This is a genomic window from Arthrobacter nitrophenolicus (assembly GCF_000332815.1).
GTDB classification, from domain to species: domain Bacteria; phylum Actinomycetota; class Actinomycetes; order Actinomycetales; family Micrococcaceae; genus Arthrobacter; species Arthrobacter nitrophenolicus.
The window spans coordinates 42,280-60,456 of the sequence record NZ_AOFD01000011.1; the positions used below are offsets into that span (position 1 = coordinate 42,280).

15 protein-coding genes, 1 tRNA gene and 4 pseudogenes are annotated in these 18,177 nt (G+C 65.5%); 10 read left to right on the top strand and 10 right to left on the bottom strand.

The features are described from left to right. Positions 1–4 precede the first annotated feature (4 nt). The 3 genes and pseudogenes from G205_RS23415 to G205_RS05790 form a co-directional block, all read right to left on the bottom strand. Positions 5–1,389: pseudogene (locus G205_RS23415) on the bottom strand (cystathionine beta-synthase). A gap of 34 nt (positions 1,390–1,423) precedes the next feature. Beyond that, positions 1,424–1,801 carry a DUF1304 family protein gene (locus G205_RS05785; RefSeq protein ID WP_009357154.1) on the bottom strand — a complete coding sequence of 126 codons (378 nt, stop codon included), beginning with the start codon at positions 1,799–1,801 and terminating at the stop codon, positions 1,424–1,426. Positions 1,802–1,832: 31 nt separating this feature from the next. After that, positions 1,833–2,264, bottom strand: coding sequence for a VOC family protein (locus G205_RS05790; RefSeq protein ID WP_035752183.1), 432 nt, complete (start codon positions 2,262–2,264; stop codon positions 1,833–1,835). A 166-nt stretch (positions 2,265–2,430) separates the two neighbouring features. Here G205_RS05790 and G205_RS05795 point away from each other — a divergent pair. The 3 genes and pseudogenes from G205_RS05795 (at position 2,431) to G205_RS05805 (ending at position 5,341) form a co-directional block, all read left to right on the top strand. After that, positions 2,431–3,437: pseudogene (locus G205_RS05795) on the top strand (DNA-3-methyladenine glycosylase family protein). 115 nt (positions 3,438–3,552) lie between these two features. Next, the gene (locus G205_RS05800) at positions 3,553–4,521 is read left to right on the top strand and encodes an ATP-binding cassette domain-containing protein (protein WP_009357157.1); all 969 of its coding nucleotides are present in this window, start codon (positions 3,553–3,555) and stop codon (positions 4,519–4,521) included. Positions 4,522–4,562: 41 nt separating this feature from the next. Further along, positions 4,563–5,341: pseudogene (locus G205_RS05805) on the top strand (ABC transporter permease). A 233-nt stretch (positions 5,342–5,574) separates the two neighbouring features. On the opposite strand, the gene G205_RS05810 reads toward G205_RS05805, so the two are convergent. Next, on the bottom strand, positions 5,575–7,254 hold the full coding sequence (locus G205_RS05810; protein ID WP_009357159.1) for an AMP-binding protein: 1,680 nt from the start codon (positions 7,252–7,254) through the stop codon (positions 5,575–5,577). Between the two features lie 93 nt (positions 7,255–7,347). Here G205_RS05810 and G205_RS05815 point away from each other — a divergent pair, with 93 nt between their 5' ends. Continuing rightward, complete coding sequence (locus tag G205_RS05815; RefSeq protein ID WP_009357160.1) at positions 7,348–7,626, top strand: putative quinol monooxygenase; 279 nt, start codon at positions 7,348–7,350, stop codon at positions 7,624–7,626. Between the two features lie 61 nt (positions 7,627–7,687). Here G205_RS05815 and G205_RS05820 read toward each other — a convergent pair whose 3' ends face one another. Then, positions 7,688–8,113 (bottom strand): thioredoxin family protein, encoded by a 426-nt coding sequence (locus G205_RS05820; RefSeq protein ID WP_009357161.1) that lies wholly within the window; start codon positions 8,111–8,113, stop codon positions 7,688–7,690. A 157-nt stretch (positions 8,114–8,270) separates the two neighbouring features. Here G205_RS05820 and G205_RS05825 point away from each other — a divergent pair, with 157 nt between their 5' ends. Together G205_RS05825 and G205_RS05830 are read left to right on the top strand one after the other, a co-directional pair. Then, positions 8,271–9,194 carry an ABC transporter ATP-binding protein gene (locus tag G205_RS05825; protein ID WP_009357162.1) on the top strand — a complete coding sequence of 308 codons (924 nt, stop codon included), beginning with the start codon at positions 8,271–8,273 and terminating at the stop codon, positions 9,192–9,194. Continuing rightward, the gene (locus G205_RS05830) at positions 9,191–9,991 is read left to right on the top strand and encodes an ABC transporter permease subunit (protein WP_009357163.1); all 801 of its coding nucleotides are present in this window, start codon (positions 9,191–9,193) and stop codon (positions 9,989–9,991) included. Before G205_RS05825 ends, G205_RS05830 begins: the two co-directional genes overlap by 4 nt. 31 nt (positions 9,992–10,022) lie before the next feature. Here the strand turns inward: G205_RS05830 and G205_RS05835 are convergent, their stop codons facing one another. Beyond that, positions 10,023–10,574 (bottom strand): acyl-CoA thioesterase, encoded by a 552-nt coding sequence (locus G205_RS05835; protein ID WP_009357164.1) that lies wholly within the window; start codon positions 10,572–10,574, stop codon positions 10,023–10,025. A gap of 70 nt (positions 10,575–10,644) precedes the next feature. On the opposite strand from G205_RS05835, the pseudogene G205_RS05840 reads away from it, so the two are divergent. After that, a pseudogene (locus tag G205_RS05840) lies at positions 10,645–11,377 on the top strand (potassium channel family protein). Positions 11,378–11,728: 351 nt separating this feature from the next. After that, entirely contained in the window at positions 11,729–12,709 is a 981-nt protein-coding gene (locus G205_RS05845; RefSeq protein ID WP_009357166.1) for a LysM peptidoglycan-binding domain-containing protein, read from the top strand. An 81-nt stretch (positions 12,710–12,790) separates the two neighbouring features. Here G205_RS05845 and G205_RS05850 read toward each other — a convergent pair whose 3' ends face one another. Together G205_RS05850 and G205_RS21675 are read right to left on the bottom strand one after the other, a co-directional pair. Continuing rightward, the gene (locus G205_RS05850; protein WP_009357167.1) at positions 12,791–13,216 is read right to left on the bottom strand and encodes a CBS domain-containing protein; all 426 of its coding nucleotides are present in this window, start codon (positions 13,214–13,216) and stop codon (positions 12,791–12,793) included. 228 nt (positions 13,217–13,444) lie between these two features. Next, positions 13,445–15,895: an Ig-like domain-containing protein gene (locus tag G205_RS21675; RefSeq protein ID WP_083875016.1), complete on the bottom strand. Its 2,451-nt coding sequence runs from the start codon at positions 15,893–15,895 to the stop codon at positions 13,445–13,447. 266 nt (positions 15,896–16,161) lie between these two features. On the opposite strand from G205_RS21675, the gene G205_RS05865 reads away from it, so the two are divergent. After that, positions 16,162–16,806: a hypothetical protein gene (locus G205_RS05865; RefSeq protein ID WP_152419535.1), complete on the top strand. Its 645-nt coding sequence runs from the start codon at positions 16,162–16,164 to the stop codon at positions 16,804–16,806. 69 nt (positions 16,807–16,875) lie between these two features. Here G205_RS05865 and G205_RS05870 read toward each other — a convergent pair. After that, positions 16,876–16,957 (bottom strand) — tRNA-Tyr (locus tag G205_RS05870). Positions 16,958–17,125: 168 nt separating this feature from the next. After that, positions 17,126–17,380 (bottom strand): hypothetical protein, encoded by a 255-nt coding sequence (locus G205_RS05875; RefSeq protein WP_009357170.1) that lies wholly within the window; start codon positions 17,378–17,380, stop codon positions 17,126–17,128. Between the two features lie 189 nt (positions 17,381–17,569). On the opposite strand from G205_RS05875, the gene G205_RS05880 reads away from it, so the two are divergent. After that, the gene (locus G205_RS05880) at positions 17,570–18,061 is read left to right on the top strand and encodes a YajQ family cyclic di-GMP-binding protein (RefSeq protein ID WP_009357171.1); all 492 of its coding nucleotides are present in this window, start codon (positions 17,570–17,572) and stop codon (positions 18,059–18,061) included. Positions 18,062–18,177: the final 116 nt, after the last annotated feature.

The following is an 18,177-nucleotide window of genomic DNA, read 5'->3' on the forward strand; positions in this document are numbered from 1 at the left end:
TCCTTTAGTTGCTGAGGTAGGCGAGGAGGTCGTGGCGGGTCAGGATGCCGATCGGGGCGCCGACGAACGTGACCATGACGGTGTCCACATCCGACAGCAGCTCGCGGGCGGCGCTGATGGTTTCCAGCGAGCCGATCACGGGGAGCTTGGGGCCCATGTGCTCGGAGATCTTGTCCGTCAGCCTGGCTTCGCCGCGGAAGAGCTTGGCGGTCAGGGTTCGCTCGTCCACGGCGCCCAGGACCTCGCCCATGACCACCGGCGGTTCCTGTGACAGGACCGGGATGTGGCTGACGCCGAACTCGTTCATGATGTTGATGACGTCTCGCACGGACTCGTTCGGGTGGATGTGCACCAGGTCCGGCAGTTCGCCGTTCTTGGACTTGATGACCTCGCCCACGGACGTCTCCTCGCCGCCGGACAGGAAGCCGTAGGAGCGCATCCATTGGTCGTTGAAGATCTTGGCAAGGTAGCCGCGGCCCGAGTCCGGCAGGATTACGACGACGACCGCGCTTTCGGGCAGGTCCCGCGCCGCCTGCAGCGCGGCCACCACGGCCATGCCCGAGGATCCGCCCACCAGGAGGCCTTCCTCGCGGGCCAGGCGCCGGGTCATGGCGAAGGAATCGGCGTCGCTGACGGCGATTACCTGGTCAGGGACGGACTTGTCGTAGTTCGCCGGCCACATGTCCTCGCCAACGCCCTCGACGAAGTACGGGCGTCCGGTGCCGCCCGAGTAGACCGAGCCTTCCGGGTCGCGCCGATGATCCGGACGACGCCGCCGTCGGACTCCGGCCGGCTGGCCGAAACCTCCTTCAGGTAGCGGCCGGTGCCGGTGATGGTCCCGCCGGTGCCGGCACCGATAACGCAGTGCGTGACCCTGCCGTCGGTGTCCCGCCAGATTTCCGGGCCGGTGGTCCGGTAGTGGCTTTCGGGGGCTGCGGGATTCGAGAACTGGTCCGGCTTGTACGCCCCGGGGGTTTCCCGGACGATCCGGTCCGAGACACCGTAATAGCTTTGCGGACTGTCCGGGGGCACGGCGGTGGGCGTCACCACGACCTCAGCGCCGTAGGCCTGGAGCACTGCGCGTTTGTCCTCCCCCACCTTGTCCGGCACCACGAATACGCACTTGTAGCCCTTCTGCTGGGCCACCAGCGCCAGGCCGACGCCGGTGTTTCCCGAGGTGGGCTCCACGATGGTCCCGCCGGGCTGGATCTTGCCGTCCCGCTCGGCGTCCTCCACCATCTGGGCGGCGATGCGGTCCTTGATGGATCCGCCCGGGTTCAGGTACTCCAGCTTCACCAGGACTGTGGCTTTGATGCCCTCGGTCACGTGGTTGAGTTTGATGAGCGGGGTATTGCCGATGAGGTCCAGGATGGACTGGGCGTACTTCATAGGTACAAAGCTACCGCTTCCTGCCCGGCCGCTTTCAGGCCGCGAACATCAGCACGAGGATCACCGCGGGAAAAAGCGACTGTCCGATGCCGCTGATCCACAGCCGGGGTTCGCTGACGATCAGCACGATGCCCAGAATGAAGTGCGCGATGCACATCAGGGTCACCGTGGTACGGCCCGCGGTCACCTCGCCGAGGTTGGCGAGCACCACGCCGGCAATGCCGAACAGGCCCCAGACGATGTTGTAGAACCCGACGTTGACCGTCCAGAGCCGGACGGCGGCGGTGTCCTCCGGCTTGATCAGGAAGATGGGGTGGAGGCGCTGGTCCTTGTACCGGAAGGCTTCCAGCAGTCCGACGGTGATCAGGACCAGCCCGGTAATGACAGCCAGCACCTGCACGGGGATACTCATGGCGACGCCTTTCCTGCTGCGTGCCGTGCAGCTAGGCGGGAGCGGCGTCGCCAGTGGCGTCCGGCGCCTGGCCCGCCCCGTCGGCCGGAAGGTTCTCCCAAAGGCCCATCACATTGCCCTCGGTGTCCTTGAAGTAGGCGAAGGAACCCATCCCGGGGATGGTCTCCCGCGGCTTCACAACGGCACCGCCCAGCGACTCCACGGTCTTCAGGGTGGCGTTGATGTCCGCCACGTCCACGGTGATCACCGGCGTCTTCAGGTCAGGATCCCTGGCGAACATGCCGCCGTTGATGGCACCGGGTTCCAGGGGCGCGCCGGTTGATTCGTCCATCGGCGTTGTGAGCACCATGTTGTAGTCCATGCCCGGGACGGGGTCGATCCGCCAGCCAAGGGCCTCCTGGTAGAACTTCTTGGCCCGTTCCTGGTCGTCCGCGGGGATTTCGAAATGCACTACTCCACCCATTGTTTCCTCCTGGTCTTTCGGGCTTCCGTGGGCGGTGTCTTCCGCACCACACGCTGGAGTCTAGTCCTGGTGTCAGTACTGGTTAAGGGCCAATTTCCTGCCCCTGTGATGCCTCCCCGCGGGCTGGAGGCAGGCGGATGTCGCAGGGGCGTGGGACGATGAGGACATGACCATTGCAGAGGCACCTCCCCGGCTGGCAGCCGCCGCGGACGCCTCACTCCGGTGGTATCCGGGCGGTCCTTACAGCATGGCCAGGACGCTCGGGCCGCTCCTGCGCGGCAACAGCGATCCGTCCTTCAGCGTCCAGGGCGGTGCCGTCTGGAATGCGTTCACGACGCCGGAGGGCCCCGTGACGCTGCGGCTCACCTCCGTGGAGGGTACGGCAGGCAGACCCGGCGCGGCCAACGGTGTGGACCCCTTCGTGGATGTCCAGGCCTGGGGTCCCGGTGCCGCCGCTGCCGTGAAGGCGGCGCCCCGGCTCCTGGGGGCCGACGACGACTGGCAGGGCTTTGACGAGGCCGGATTCGCCGCCACCCTGCCGCGCATGGTCCGTGAAGCACGGCGCCGGAGCCTGGGGCTGCGCCTTCCCGCCAGTGGCCGGATGGTGGACCAGTTGGTGCCCATCATCCTGGAGCAGAAGGTGACGGTGATCGAGGCGCGGCGGGCGTACCGGTACCTGGTGCACCGGTACGGAACGCCGGCGCCGGCGGCTGGCTCCTCCACACCGGCGGGCCTGGTGGTAGGGCCCACCGCTTCCCAATGGCTGCAGGTTCCCAGCTGGGAGTGGCACAGGGCGGGCGTGGGGCCGCAACGTTCGGCGACTGTCATGCGCGCGCTGCGGTCCGCCGTGGCGCTGGAACGGCTGGCAGCCCTGCCGGCCGCCGAAGCCGGGGCGAAGCTGCAGACCATCCCGGGTATCGGCATCTGGTCCGCAGCCGAGGTGGTACAGCGGACCCACGGGTGCCCCGATTCCATCGCAGTGGGCGACTACCACCTGGCGGCATACGTTGGTGCTGCGCTGACCGGCCGGCGCACCGACGACGCGGGATGCTCCGGCTGCTGGAACCATGGACCGGGCACCGGCAGCGGGTGGTCCGCATGATCCAAAGCAGCGGCTTCCGCAAACCCACCTTCGGCCCTCGCATGACCATCCAGGACCACCGCCGGCACTGACCCGGAAGTTGGGCCTGCCCCCGGGCGAAAGGCCCGTGGACTGGCACGTCCGGCGGGTATAGCGTGGCGCAAGGGACCCGTACCTGAGCCCCGCATGCATCCTTTGGAGCCGGCGATGATCCATACGGAAAAACTCACCAAGACCTTCCAGGTCAAAAAGGAAACTGTCGAAGCCGTCAAGGGCGTGGACATCGATGTTGCGCCCGGCGAGCTGGTAGCATTCCTGGGTCCGAACGGCGCGGGCAAGTCCACCACGCTGCGGATGCTCACCACCCTGCTCCGGCCCACTTCCGGCTCCGCCACCGTCGCCGGCGTGGACGTGGCCGCCGATCCCGCCGGCGTGCGGGCACGGATCGGCTACATCGGCCAGGGCAACGGCGGCGGGCACAGCTTCCGCGTGATCGACGAACTGGTGATGCAGGGCCGCTTTTACGGCATGAACACCAGTGACGCCACCGCCCGCGCACAGGAACTGCTGCACTCCCTGGACCTCGCAGACCTGGCCAAACGCACGGTCATCAAGCTCTCCGGAGGCCAGCGCCGCCGGATGGACGTGGCACTCGGCCTGATGCATTCCCCCAGGCTGCTGTTCCTGGACGAACCGTCCACCGGGATGGATCCGCAGAACCGGGCCAACCTCTGGGACCACATCATGCGGTTGCGCCAGGAACACGGCACCACGATCGTCCTCACCACGCACTACATGGACGAGGCGGACTCGATGTCGGAACGGGTGATTGTCATCGACCACGGCCGGATCATCGCCGACGACACGGCGGCGCGCCTGAAGGCCAACCTCGCCGGTGACCTGCTGGCCGTCGAAGTGGCGGCCGAATCCGCCCCGGGCGTGCGGGGGCTCCTGGGCCGGGCGGCGGCGGGCGGCGAAGTGCAGGAAAATCGGCTCGACGGTGTGGTGACGTTCCGGCTGCGCCTGCCGGAAGGTGCGCGGATCGCGCCGTCCCTCCTGAAGGACATGAACGACGCCGGCGCTCCCGCCCAGTCGATCGAGCTGAAGCCGCCCACCCTGGACGACGTTTTCCTTGAACTGACCGGCCGCAACCTCAGGGAAGGAGCCAACCAGTGAGCACCCAATCACTCCGGGGCACCGTCGGCGCCGGCGACGCCATGAGGACGCCGGGCCTGGGGCGGGTCCTGCGGGATACCAGGTACGTCTTCTGGCGGGAGATGCTGCTGCCGCTTCGCGACCCGTTTTCCCTGATCTTCTCCCTGATCCAGCGCTGGTGTTCCTCGGCCTGTTCGGCCCGCTGCTCGGTGCTTCCGTGGGAGCCCCGGCCTTCGGCGGCCAATCCACCCTGCAGTGGTTCCTGCCCGGCGTGGTGGTGATGATCGCCCTGTTCGGCACCTCGATGACCGGCTCCAACCTGCAGTATGAGCTGATGACCGGTTCCTACGAGCGGATCCTCGCCACTCCCCTGTCCCGCTCATCGCTGATGATCGGCCGGGCGTTGAAGGAGTGGGCTCCGCTGGTGCTCCAGGGTCTGCTCATCGCCCTGGTCTGCATCCCGTTCGGGTTCGTGTTCCACCCCCTGCACGTGCTGCTGGGCCTGGTGATCCTGGGGATTTTCGGCATCGGCCTGGGCGCGCTCTCCTACTCGCTGGCGCTGGTGTCGCAGAACAAGGAATGGATCTTCTGGGGCGTGCAGCAGACCCTGCTCTTCCCGCTGATGATCCTGTCCGGCATCATGCTGCCCATCGAAGCCGGTCCCGCCTGGATGAAGACCGCCAGCCTTTTCAACCCGCTGACCTACCTGGTGAACGCCGAGCGGGAACTGTTCGCCGGGACCATCGGCGGGCATACGCTGTGGGGACTCGTGGCAGCGGCGGTGACAGCCGCCGTCGGCCTGGCCGTGGGAATCAGGACCATCAGCCGCGACATCCGCTAGGCCCCAACGCGGGGTCACATTCTGCCCAAAAACCGCTGCTATTGGGCAGGAAGTGACCCAGGCCTCGTAGACGGTAAAGGGCAGCTTAAGGAGGCTCTCGGGGAGCGGCTGGGCACGAGCCATGGCATCAAGTCTGCGCCCCTAATCGGCGGGCCGAGGAGTTATCCCACAGGCGTAATGGACGAGGCCCGTACGCGGGGTCATTTGCGGCCGAAAGTGACCCCGTGTGGCCGTCAGAGTCCCAGCCGCTCCACGGCCTCCTTCCGCATCTGGACCTTCCGGATCTTCCCGGAAACCGTCATGGGGAAGCTGTCCCGCACCTCCACGTAGCGCGGGATCTTGTAGTGGGCCAGGTTCCCGCGGCAGAATCCGGCGACGGCATCCGCGTCGAGCGGTTCCTCGCCGGGTTTGAGAATGATGCAGGCCATGAGTTCCTCGCCGTACTTTTCGTCCGGCACCCCGATCACCTGGACATCCTGGATCGCGGGGTGGGTGTAGAGGAACTCCTCGATCTCGCGGGGGTAGATGTTCTCGCCCCCGCGGATCACCATGTCCTTGATCCGCCCCTCGATGACCACATACCCGTCGTCGTCCATCAGCGCCAGGTCCCCGGTGTGCATCCAGCCGTCCGCGTCGATGACCTCCGCTGTCTTCTCCGGCTGGTTCCAGTACCCCGCCATCACCGCATAGCCGCGCGTGCACAGCTCCCCGATTTCACCCCGCTCCAGCACATCGCCCGAGGCAGGATCGATCACCTGGCTTTCCAGCCGCGGCATGGTCCTACCCACCGTCTCCGTCCGGTGCTGCAGCGTGTCCCCCTGCCGGGTCATGGTGGACACCGGCGAGGTTTCGGTCATGCCGTAGCAGATGGCCACATCCTTCATGTGCATGTCCGAGATGACCCGTTTCATGACCTCCACCGGGCACGGCGAACCGGCCATGACGCCGGTGCGCAGCGTGGACAGGTCATAGGTGGCGAAGTCCGGCAGGGCCAGCTCGGCGATGAACATGGTGGGGACGCCGTACAGCGAAGTCCCGCCGAAATCCTGCACGGCCTCCAGGGCTGCCGCCGGCGAGAATCCGCGGCCCGGGATGATGGTGGCGGCGCCGTGGCTGAGGGCGTTCAGGTTCCCGATGACCATGCCGAAGCAGTGGTAGAACGGCACCGGAATCACCACCCGGTCGTGCTCGGTGTAACCCAGCAGTTCCCCGATGGCATAGCCGTTGTTCAGGATGTTGTGGTGCGTCAGGGTGGCACCCTTGGGGAAGCCGGTGGTGCCGGACGTGTACTGCAGGTTGATGGGATCGTGCGGGTCCAGTTCCGCCATCCGGGCCGTCAGGGCGGAATGCGCGACGGCGTCCGCCCCCTTCAGCAGCTCGGCGTACGTCAGTTCCGCCGCACCCAGCGGGGCCACGCCGCCGTCGGGCCCCTCACCGCCGGGCGCGGGAAGGAAGACCAGTTCACGCAGGTCCGGACATCCGGCGAGCGCCTGGCGCGCCATGCCCACGTAGTCGCTGTTCCGGTCCGACGGTGCCGTCACCAGCATCCGCATTCCGCTCTGCTTCACCACGAATTCCAGTTCGTGGCTGCGGTACGCCGGATTGACGTTGACCAGGATGGCACCCGCCTTGGCGGTGGCATACTGCAGCAGCGTCCACTCCGCGCAGTTGGGGCTCCAGATCCCCACCCGCTCGCCCTTGCCTATGCCCAGGGCGAGGAGACCCCGGGCCAGCCGGTCGACGTCGTCGTTGAGCTTCGTGTAGCTCCACCGCCGGGCGTCCGCGCCGGGAACCGGGCCCGCCTCGATCAGGGCGTCGTGGTAGGGAAACCTCGCCACCACCCGCTCGAAGTTGGCGCCGATGGTCTCCCCGAGCAGCGGAACGTCAGTGTCCCCGGCTGTATAAGCACGCATGCTGGCACGCTACCAACAGGTTCGGTGCAAATGAAGCATCCCCGCCCGCGCAACAGAACGGGAGCTGGGGCGCGGGCCGGTATTGTGAAATCCATGAGTGCACCGATCGACCTGCAGGCAACGTTCATCCCCAATGAAGGCGAATTCTTCCGCGTCAAGCTCGCGCTGGAAATCGCCATCGACGAGGTGGTGAACGAGCCGGGCTGCATCCGCTACGAACTGACGGAAGCCACCGAGGAGAAGCTGGTCCTGACCGAACAGTGGGCCTCTGAGGAGGACCTGGAGAAGCACTCCAAGGGCATCGCCGTGCAGGACCTGAACGAATCGTTGAGCGCACTGCTCGCCGAACCCGTCAAGGTGGAGCGCATCTAGCGCAGCCTTAAACAGCGAAGCGGGACCCCTCCGGAGGGTCCCGCTTCGCTGTTAAAAAGACTTAGAGGTCCGGGATCTGGGAGCCGTCCTGGGGGCCCGCCGGCTTGCTGGCGGCGGCTGAAGCCTCTTCCCGCTGGCGTGCCACGTGGGCATGGACTTCCTCCATGTCCAGGGCCTTCACCGCGTCCACCACCTGTTCGAGCTGCTGGGCGTTCAGGGCGCCGGGCTGCGAGAACACCAGCACCTTTTCGCGGAAGGCCATCAGGGTGGGGATGGACGTAATGCCGGCCTCGGCGGCCAGCTGCTGCTCGGCCTCCGTGTCCACCTTCGTGAAGAGGACATCCGGGTGCTTCTCGGAAACAGCCGAGTACGTGGGGCCGAACTGCTTGCAGGGCCCGCACCATTCAGCCCAGAAATCGACCAGGACAATATCGTTGCCCTCAATGGTTGACGCGAACTGTTCACCTGTGATGTCAAGGGTAGCCATGTGTCCACGCTACGCGGGATGGCCGCCAAAGTCGCGGCCCGGAGATCCTTGTTCGCTCCCCGCGTCATCGGGAATAACCCGCAGGCCGTCATATACATGCGGCGCGCGGGCACCTAGTCTGGGGGTCATCAGCCACTGCGCGGCACCCAGGAGGCTCATGGCCACCGCTGTTTCTGCCAGGTCACTCGTGAAGAGATTCGGCCGGAGGGAAGTGCTGCACGGCGTTGATTTCGAGGTGGAGGCCGGTACCGTCTTCGGCGTGATCGGTCCCAATGGGGCCGGCAAGACCACCACCATGCGCTGCCTGCTGGACATCATCCGGCCCACGGCGGGCGAGGTCCGGGTGCTGGGCACCGATCCCCGCGCGGGCGGGCCGGAGCTGCGCCGCCGGATAGGGTATCTTCCGGGTGAACTGTTCCTGGAGGGCCGGGTGACCGGGCGCAAACTGCTGGCCCACTACCAGGCCATCAGCGGCCCGGTTCCCCGTGGCCGGATCAATGAGCTGGCCGACCGGCTGGGCCTGGACCTGGACCGCCACACCCGGAAGCTGTCCAAGGGCAACAAGCAGAAACTGGGGCTGGTGCAGGCCTTCATGCATGAGCCTGAACTCCTGGTCCTGGATGAGCCCACCGGCGGACTGGACCCCCTGGTCCAGCAGGAGTTCCACGCAATGGTCCGCGAGGCGAAACACCGCGGGCAGACCATCTTCCTCAGCTCGCACGTCCTCAGCGAGGTCCAGCAGACTGCAGACACCGTGGCAATCCTCCGCGACGGACGGATCATCACGGTCGAATCGGTCGAAGGGCTGCGTGAAGGGGCTGTCCGCCGCGTCCGCCTCACCACCCACGGCATTGCAGCGCACGACGCCGTTGCGCTGCTGTCCGGGATACCCGGCGTCGGGCAGGTGCAGGTGCTGGAGGCGGACGGTGCCGTCACGCTCTCGGCTGTGCTGGAGGGCGCCATCCAGCCGCTGATCAGGATGCTGGGCTCGCTGGAGCTGACCGACCTGGTCCTCGACGAGCCGGACCTGGAGGAAGCAGTGCTTAAGATGTACGCCGTGCCGCGGGAGGATGCCCGATGAATGCCACCTTGCCCCTGTTCCGGCGGGCATTCTTCGACACCTGGCGCTCCACCCTGGGCTGGGCAGCCGGGCTGGCTGCCGCGGCGTTCCTGTACCTTCCGCTGTACCCGTCCATCGGCGGCAGCGCCCAGATGCAGGACATGGTCAACGCCCTGCCGGCCGAGATGACCAAAGCCCTGAACTACGACCAGATCGCCACCGGGCCGGGTTACGCCCAGGCCACCCTGTTCGGGCTGCTGGGGTTCCTGCTGATGACCATCGCGTCGGTGGCGTGGGGTGCCGCGGCCGTTGGCGGGGACGAGGAGTCGGGGCAGCTGGAGCTGACGCTTGCCCATGGCGTCCGGCGGGTCCAGGTGGTCCTGGAACGGGCATTGGCATTGTTCCTGCGGGTGGTGCTGCTGTCCGGGCTGGTCTTCGTCCTGGTGCTGGTGCTGAACGAACCGTCCCAGCTGGGGATCGAACCGGCCAACCTGTTCGGCGCAGCCGTCCTCTTCGCGGGCCTGGCCCTGCTCAGCGGCACGGCCGCCCTCTGCGTCGGTGCCGTCACGGGACGGAAGACATACGGCCTCGCCGCGGGCGCTGCAGTGGCGGTCCTCGGTTACGTGTTCAACGCCGTCGGACGGCAAAGCCCGGACGTGGAGTGGCTGCTGAACCTCAGCCCGTACCACTGGGCGTACGGCAATTCCCCCGTGGTGAACGGCGCGGACTGGGCTGCGGCCGGCTGGCTGTGGGGCCTCTCGGCGGCGCTGGTGGCGCTGGCCGCCGTCGCGCTTGAACAACGCGACGTCGGCGCGTAGGCCGTACGCGCGCGGTTCGAAATTGTGGGGATCAGCCCCTGCCCCAGAGATGCGGGGCCGGTGTGCGGCTCCCCGGCAGCGCGCTGGCCGCACGCCAGTCGTGGATCCAGTCCGGCAGGACCAGGTCAGCCGGGGGTTCGCCGAATTCGCGCAGGATCTCCTCCAGTCCCACCGGCCCGGCCTTGGTGACCAGGCGGGTGGCGATGTAGGCACGCGCGTAAATCTCGCCGTCGGCAACCATGCGCTGCTCAAAGTAGATGGCCTTGGCGTCCAGCCCGATGATGCGTGTCTCGATGGTGTACTGCTGCCACAGCTGCAGCGACTTCCGGAAGCTGATGGTCTCGGCGGCCACCACGGGACCCCAGCCGCGGCGGCGCATATGCCTCCACACCCCGCTGCGGACCATCAGGTCGAACCGGCCCAGGTCCATCAGTGACAGGTACATGCCGTTGTTGACGTGCATGGCGATATCGATGTCCGTCGGCAGCACCCGCAGCTGCAGCGAGGCGCTGTCCCACACGGTGAGCGGCTGCCGGCGGGCGGAGGTGAACAGCAGGAGGAGGGTTCTCAGGAGCAGGTGCATTACCCTATGCTACCCGTGAGTAACATAGGGTGCCGGGACCGGGCCGCACAGGCCCGCTAGGATTTCGTCCATGACCCAACAACGCTACCGGGACCTGGCGGAGTGGCCGCTGATGGCAACCGCACTCCTGTTCCTGGCGGCCTACGCCTGGCAGGTCATCGGGCGGGTCGAAGGCAGCGGGGCGATGTGGCTGGAGGCGGTCATGTGGGCGACCTGGGGCATCTTCGCCGTGGACTATGCGGCGAACCTGTGGCTCGCGAAGGACCGGTGGAACTGGTTCATCCGCAACCTGCATGAGCTCCTGATCGTAGCGCTGCCGATCTTCCGGCCGTTGCGCCTGCTGCGGCTGGTGACGCTGTTGTCCGTCCTGCACCGGACCATCGGCGAGACTGCGGGGCCGCGTGGTCACGTACGTTGCCGGTTCTGCCGCCCTGCTGATTTTCGTCGGTGCACTCGCGGTCCTGGACGTGGAGCAGTCCGCTCCGGACGCCAAGATCGTCACCTTTGGCGATGCGCTGTGGTGGGGAATCACCACCATCACCACGGTGGGCTACGGGGACATGTATCCGGTCACCCCGATCGGCCGGCTGGTGGCAGCCGCCCTCATGATGAGCGGCATCGCAGTCCTTGGCGTGGTGACCGCCTCCATCGCCTCGTGGCTGGTCCAGCGCGTGGAGGATACCGCCGAGACGGTGGCCGAGGCCGTGGAGGAGCCGGTCCGCATTGAAGTGGCGGAGCTGGTGGCAGAGATTGCCGCGCTCCGGCGGGAGATTGCGGAACTCAAGGAGCACCGCGCGCTCTAGGCGCTTCGGGAGCAAGTAGCGGGCACCCGCTGCTGCGAGTAGCAGCTCGGACAACGCCAAGTACCAGCACCGAAAATTCGGGTATTTCCTACTGGTGCCCGGCCCTGTACGCACTTCCTAGACTCGGGATTCCTAGGACCGAACACGCGCTGGCGGGTCCCCCCGGGTTGGCTTCCCGGGGTGTCCGCCTCCTCTCGGAGCCTCCGTATTTTCTGGGTATGCGGACGCCTCCATCCTGCGCCGCCTGCGGCCCGGTGACACGCCGGAGCCGTTGGAGCGCTGCACCTCGATCCGTCCCGCCTGCCGCTGTTCCTGCGTGCCTGGCCGGGACCGACCCCGGATGGGCCACCCATGAACCAGCCATACCTCACCACCCCCGAAGCCGAGAGCAGAAGCTTCGCCACTGACGAACCCCGAACCGACCTCACTGCCGTACGCCCGGCCATCAGCAACAGGTTGTGGGCGGGCATGGCAACAGCCGCCGTGGTTGCGGCCGTCGGCGTCGGAGCCCTGGCAGCGCCGCCCGCCTCCGTGACCCAAAGTACGACGGCGGCCGGCCAGGTTGCCGGCGCGGCCTCACCTGCCGAGGCTGCTGCCCCGGCAGTGGATACGGCCAGCCAGGAGCCTGCTGTTGCCGTCCCGGCAGAGGAAGCCCCGGCGGCTTCAGCACCAGCACCCGTGGAACCTGCACCTGCCGAACCGGCACCACCACCCGCACCGGAACCTGCGCCCGCCCCTGCCGACCAAAACCTCTACACGGTGGTTGCCGGCGACACGGTGGGCAGCATCGCAGCCAGGCATGGCGTGGACACCAATGCCATGCTCGCCGCCAACGGGCTGGGCCCTTACAGCATCATCGTCCCGGGTCAGACGCTCGTGCTGACCGGCCCGCCAGTGGCAGCCCCGGCGGCCGCCGCACCCGCGGCCGTCGCTGTCGCGGCACCGGCTCCTGCACCCGCTCCGGTTGCGGCACCCGCTCCCGCCCTGGTTCCCGCAGCACCCGCAGTCCGGACCATCTACGTGGCCGGCGCCGGTGGCCAGGCCATGGTGGATGCCTGCATCGGCCCCATCCACTACACCCCCGGCGATGCGTACTCGCTGTTCATCACAGAGCATGATTTCTGCGGCGGCTGGGCCCGCTTCTCCGGGATCGGGGTCGGCGAGACCGTGAGCATCCCCGGCTACGGCACCTACACGGTGACGGCCAGGGGCCAGGTTCCGAACCCGGGCACCACTAACGACGTGCTGAACGTCTTCGGCGGCTTCCCCCGGGCCATCCTGCAGACCTGTATCCCGGGCACCAGCCAGATGCTCCTGATCGCGCTGAACTGACCTTTTCATAAGCTTGTCCGCGGGTCCGAGCCTTCAAAGGCTGGATCCGCGGACAAGGGCAGGTTGCTGCAGCGTTTGGCGCTACACGTGATGCCGCTCTGAAATGTGCTCCACCAGTTCGCCAACCCGCTGTTCGGAGTAATTGCGGGCGATGTCGCCCTGGCTGATGATGCCGACCATCCTGTGGTCGGAGATCACCGGCAGGCGCCGGACCTGGTGCCGTTCCATCATGTCAATGGCTTCGTCCACGTTGGCGTCGGCATCTACCCAGTAGGGCGTTCCGGTTTCCAGTTCGCGGGCCATCATGTCAGCCGGGTTGCGCCCGGCGGCGACGCACTTTAGCACAATGTCGCGATCGGTGATCATGCCCTTCAACCTGCCGTCATCACCGCAGATCGGCAGCGAGCCGCAGTCAAGGTCCATCATCATCCGGGCCGCGTCCACCAGGGTCTGGTTTTCGGTAATACATCGTGCATCCGTGGTCATGAATTCACGTACAGCACTCATTGAATCCTCCTTCATCGATGGATTTATCGACGCAAGGCATCGGGGCACCAGCGCCGATATCGCCAGCCTACGCCGGGCCGGTGCAGGTGTCGATGGCGGATTTTGTCTCTTGACAGCCACTTGGTTGTCCCCCTCGGACGGGCCACTCCCCTCATCGTTTCAGGGGGAGTTGACCGTCATTCGGGGGATTTCGCGGGCACGGAGAAGCCTCCGGAACAGCGACTTAGGCTAGTGGTACGTGAGCACCAGCTTGGGTGCATATGCGGTTTCCCTCGAGTTGAGGTCAAGGCCGTCACTGCTGTTGGCGTCCATCCCTAGCGAAAGCTGTTGGCCGAGCTCGCTGGCTATAGCGCTGGCCGTCAGGGCAATGCTGTAGTTCGTGTTGGTTGTTGTGGGGCCGAGCGTGCCAATGCCGGAACCGAGAGTCGGACGGGCGCTATACGTGATCCCCGTTTCCGTCCAGCTGTCGTCAGCGATGAGCTTGACGTTCTGCGTACCCGTGGACCCACTGCCGGCGCTGCGCAGCTGAAGCGTGGCGCTCTCCAACGTCTTCCCGGCAAGCCCTGTCAGGTCAAACTTGAAGTACGCAACCTCCACGGGGCTGTTGTCGGAGCCCAGCATCGCGCCCGCGCCGAAGTTCGTTGTCGGCGCCCCGCTGGAAACGTAGGTGTCAGCCGTGGCCGTGAGGGTGGTGGTCTGGGATGTGCTGCCACCCGCCGGAGCCGTGGTGAAGGTCCAGGTCTTGGCCGATGCCAGCGCGTTGCCGGCAAGGTCCTTCGCTCCAGTGGAGATCGTCGCGGTGTAAGTCGTGGCGGCTGCCAGATCGGCGGCCGGATTCAGGGTTGCAACGTTGCCCGTGCTATCCAAAACCACACTGGCCGACACCGCATTGGTGCCATTCTTCAACGTGAATGAGGGCGTAACCGTCGATCCATTCATCGCTTCCGAGAACGTCGCGGTCACGTTCGTCGCCACTGCCACGCCGGTCGCACCATCGCCCGGAGTAGTAGCCGTGACGGTCGGAGGAGTCGCATCAGCAGTAAACGTCCAGGTCTTGGCTGATGCTAAAGCATTGCCGGCAAGATCCTTCGCTCCGGTGGAAATTGTCGCAGTGTAGATTGTCCCGGCCGTCAGGTTCCCGGCCGGATCGAGGGTGGCAACTTTGCTTGTGCCGTCCAAAGATACAGCGCCCGGCACCACGGTCGTGCCATTTTTCAATGTGAACGTGGAGGACGTCAACGTTGATGAATCCATCGCTTCCGAAAACGTTCCCGTGACGTTCGCCGTCGCTGCTACACCGGTCGCGCCGTCAGCCGGAGAAGTACTCGTCAGGGTCGGAGCCGTGGTATCACTGCCGCCGCTTCCGCCCGTAGGGTCGTAGTAGTGCCAGTACCGGCTGGTGGAACTCACATCGGCGAGCAGCAATACCCCACTGTTGGCCGTGCCGCGTGCCGAACTGTTGAGGTTCTGCTTGGTCGAGGTTACGTTGTGAACGTACTGGTCCGCGTCCACGATGCGGGGAATCTTCTGCGCGGTTCCAATGCTGCTGATATCGCTCAACGGCGTGGACTTCTCATATATCGCGCCACCGGAACTCGTGCAGACTCCGGCGTTTGTGGTTCCGCTTGGCTTTGGATAAGTGGCAAATGTCCGGATTCTCTCCGAGGCCTCGTCGATCAGAACGATCACCCGGTTCGGGCATTCCGCCACCGTCGCGATCGTGTGCTTGCTCCAGGCTGATGTTGCAGGATCCAGGGCCAGGAGTTGGATGAGCGGCTGGGACGACGATGTAAACGAGGTCTTAATGGCGGCGAAGACTTTATCGGACGAAGAGTCCAGCCATTTAAGGTTCATATGGTCGTCACCGCTGCGTACCCCGTCAACGGCCGCCACCGGATTGGACCAGGTCGTGTTAGCCGCCCCATCGGCGTGGACACTCCAGTACATACCGTCGGTAGCGTCACCAACCTGGCGGCTCCACATCACGCCGACCTTGTTTCCGCCGAAGGCAATGACCGACGAGGTGTCGTCGATGGACACGTTGCTCAGTGACGCAGGATGAGGGAAAGGCGTGCCCCACGTCTTTCCATCCGTGCCAGTGACGTTCATGTAGATCCGGTTGCCCTGCTGCCAGGTGGCCCAGAGCCTGCCAGACGATTGCTCCTTGTCGATGGTCAGGGCCTCGACGCGGTAGTTGTTGATCTGTGAGGAGCCCAGGCGTGTGTACGTCTTCGTGCTCGGGTTGTAGCTGAAACGGTGAAGCGTGGTCGGGTAGTTCGGCTGGGCGGCCACGCCGTCGTTGACGAAGCGGTAGCTCGCCACATAGAGGGTGGTTCCGTCCCAGAGCACGTCGTGATGGGTGCTCGCACGCGTATCCGTAGTCACGTTTTTACTGGTCCATTGGCTGGTGGAGGCGTTGAACTGGAAGATCTCGAAGTCTTGGCTGGCGGTATCCCACAAGTTCCCCCACCAGATCCCGTCGTGGAACCACAAATTGCTTGTCGACCGCTTCGTCCCCGTCGGCGTTCCCGTCCCCGAATGGGAGGGGCCTTCCACTCCGACATCACCGGTCGCCGCCGATGCCGGAAGCGGCACCACCAGGGCAGCAAGGGCGAGCAGCAAGGCTGTCAGGAATCCGTGGAGCCGAAATGTCCTGCGGCCGCCATCGAGGCCGCTCATGGGAAAGGGCGTAGTGTACATCTCGATTGCTCCCCGGAATAGCACAATTATCCTCAAGTTCGTCCAGTGTCTGCCGCTGGAAAGTGGAAAGCAAGCCCTAATCGCGGCTACGTAACCCCCCTATTTTTTGGCGGCAGGAGCCCCTGGAACAGCCTCCCGGACCCATCCTTCACGCCGCCAGGATTCAAGGGGCGGACCGTCCTGGAACCGTGGCCTGGCAGCAAGGTGTGGCATAGAGTGTGGCTACCATTTTCATTGGGGAAACGATGAAGCCTCATAGCCTGCTGCCGGTCCTCGTCCTGGTGCTTGCTTCCTGCACGGCGCCCGTACCGGCGCGGGATGGTCCCTCCTTGGGACCTGCCAGCGGAACAGTAGCCGCGCCGTCATCCCAGGAAGCCCGGGCACCCCTTCCCTACCGGGCGACGACCGGAACGGGTGCCGAGATCAGCTTCTTGCTCCCCACTTCTGCCGCTGACCCCGCGGTCGCGGCAATCGAGGCGTACCGGGTGAAGGCTGGAGCTGCCCCCGTGTCATATCTTGTGGCGGAGGTGGACAACAGCAACGGGACTGTCCCCGTGAACCTCTACTCGGTCAGCGTCTTCGATGCAGGGGGACACCGGTTCACGTTCTCCAGCGTGGCGGATGCCATCCACAGCTGGGGACCAACGTACAGCTACGATTTCGGCTGGCGAATGGGCGATGGCAGTGCCGTTGACGAGGCTGCGGCCGGCACACTCAAGCGCGAGGCTACCGGGCTGCACAGCGCCAACGTGAACACCACCGTGGATGTGGCCGGGCAAACCCGGGTCGTCCTGGCGTCTTACGATGCCCAGCTGCCTGCCGGGTTCGTTCGAGTGATAGTGCAGCCGTTCGGCATGGACGTTGAAGTGGAGGCCGCACCGGCGTCCTGACTCCCGGGGCCCGCCCGAGCACAAAAAAGACCCGCCCGGATCTTGTACAAGATCCGGGCGGGTCCGTTGTGGCAGATGAGGGATTCGAACCCCCGTAGGCGTTGCCAGCTGATTTACAGTCAGCCCCCTTTGGCCGCTCGGGTAATCTGCCGAACTTCTCAAAAGAAGACCCGGGATGCAGTCTTCAGAACGTCCGTTTCCGGGCCGTTCCGCTTCCAGTAACCGCGGGCAAGACAACTTTACAGAACTTCTGCCCAAGAATCGAATCGGGCCACGGCAAGGTCCTTGATCCCCGGTATCACGCGGAAATTCGAGGCAATCACGCCTCGCCCAGGATCCTCCCGGCAAGCTTGGCCTCGAACTTCAAGGCCTGCTCCTCGGTGATCTGGTTCAGCTGGACCGCGCGCTGCAGGTCCGCGTGGACTCCTTCCAGCCGGGAGGACGCATCGGCCACCGGGCTGAAGATGACTGACGCTGCCACGGCGGCCGCTGCTACCGATGTTGCCGCCGTCGCCACCGCCCCGGCCGCGGCTGTAGTTGTTCTGGTGACGTAGGTGGCGGCCTTGCGGTGCATTGGTGTTTCCCTTTCGAACTGCTGTCCAACAGGTACAACTTTTTCCGGCACTCCTTGGTTCCCTCCTGACGTCCGCTGAGAGGGAACTGTGAATCCTGCCGCCCGCCTGGCGGCGCATCCGTATTAGGCTTGAATGCAGTGATCCAAGCCCTGTTTGTGCGCAGGGCTCCCACCCCTAGAAGGAGAGTCATGGCAGGCGAGTCAACGTTCGACGTCGTAAGCAAGGTGGACAAGCAGGAGGTCGCCAACGCCCTCAACCAGTCCCAGAAGGAAATTGCCCAGCGCTACGACTTCAAAGGTGTTGGCGCCGAAATCGACTTCAGCGGCGAAAAGATCCTCATGAAGGCCAACTCGGAAGAACGCGTCAAGGCTGTCTTGGATGTTTTCCAGTCGAAGCTGATCAAGCGCGGCATCTCGCTGAAGTCCCTGGACAGCGGCGAGCCCTACGCCTCCGGCAAGGAATACCGCCTGGAAGCCTCCATCAAGGAAGGCATCGCCCAGGACCTGGCGAAGAAGATCAACAAGCTGATCCGCGACGAAGGCCCCAAGTCGGTCAAGTCCCAGATCCAGGGCGACGAACTCCGCGTCTCGTCCAAGTCCCGTGACGACCTGCAGGCCACCATGGCACTGCTGAAGGACTTCGACGAAGCCGACCTGCAGTTCGTGAACTTCCGCAGCTGACTGCCGTTCGCCGTCGTCCTTCGACGCGCAAAGGATCTGCCGCTACTGAAGGAGGCCGGCGCACCCGGAAGACGGGGTGCGCCGGCCTCTTCGCGTAGGGAAGGAATCACCGCGTC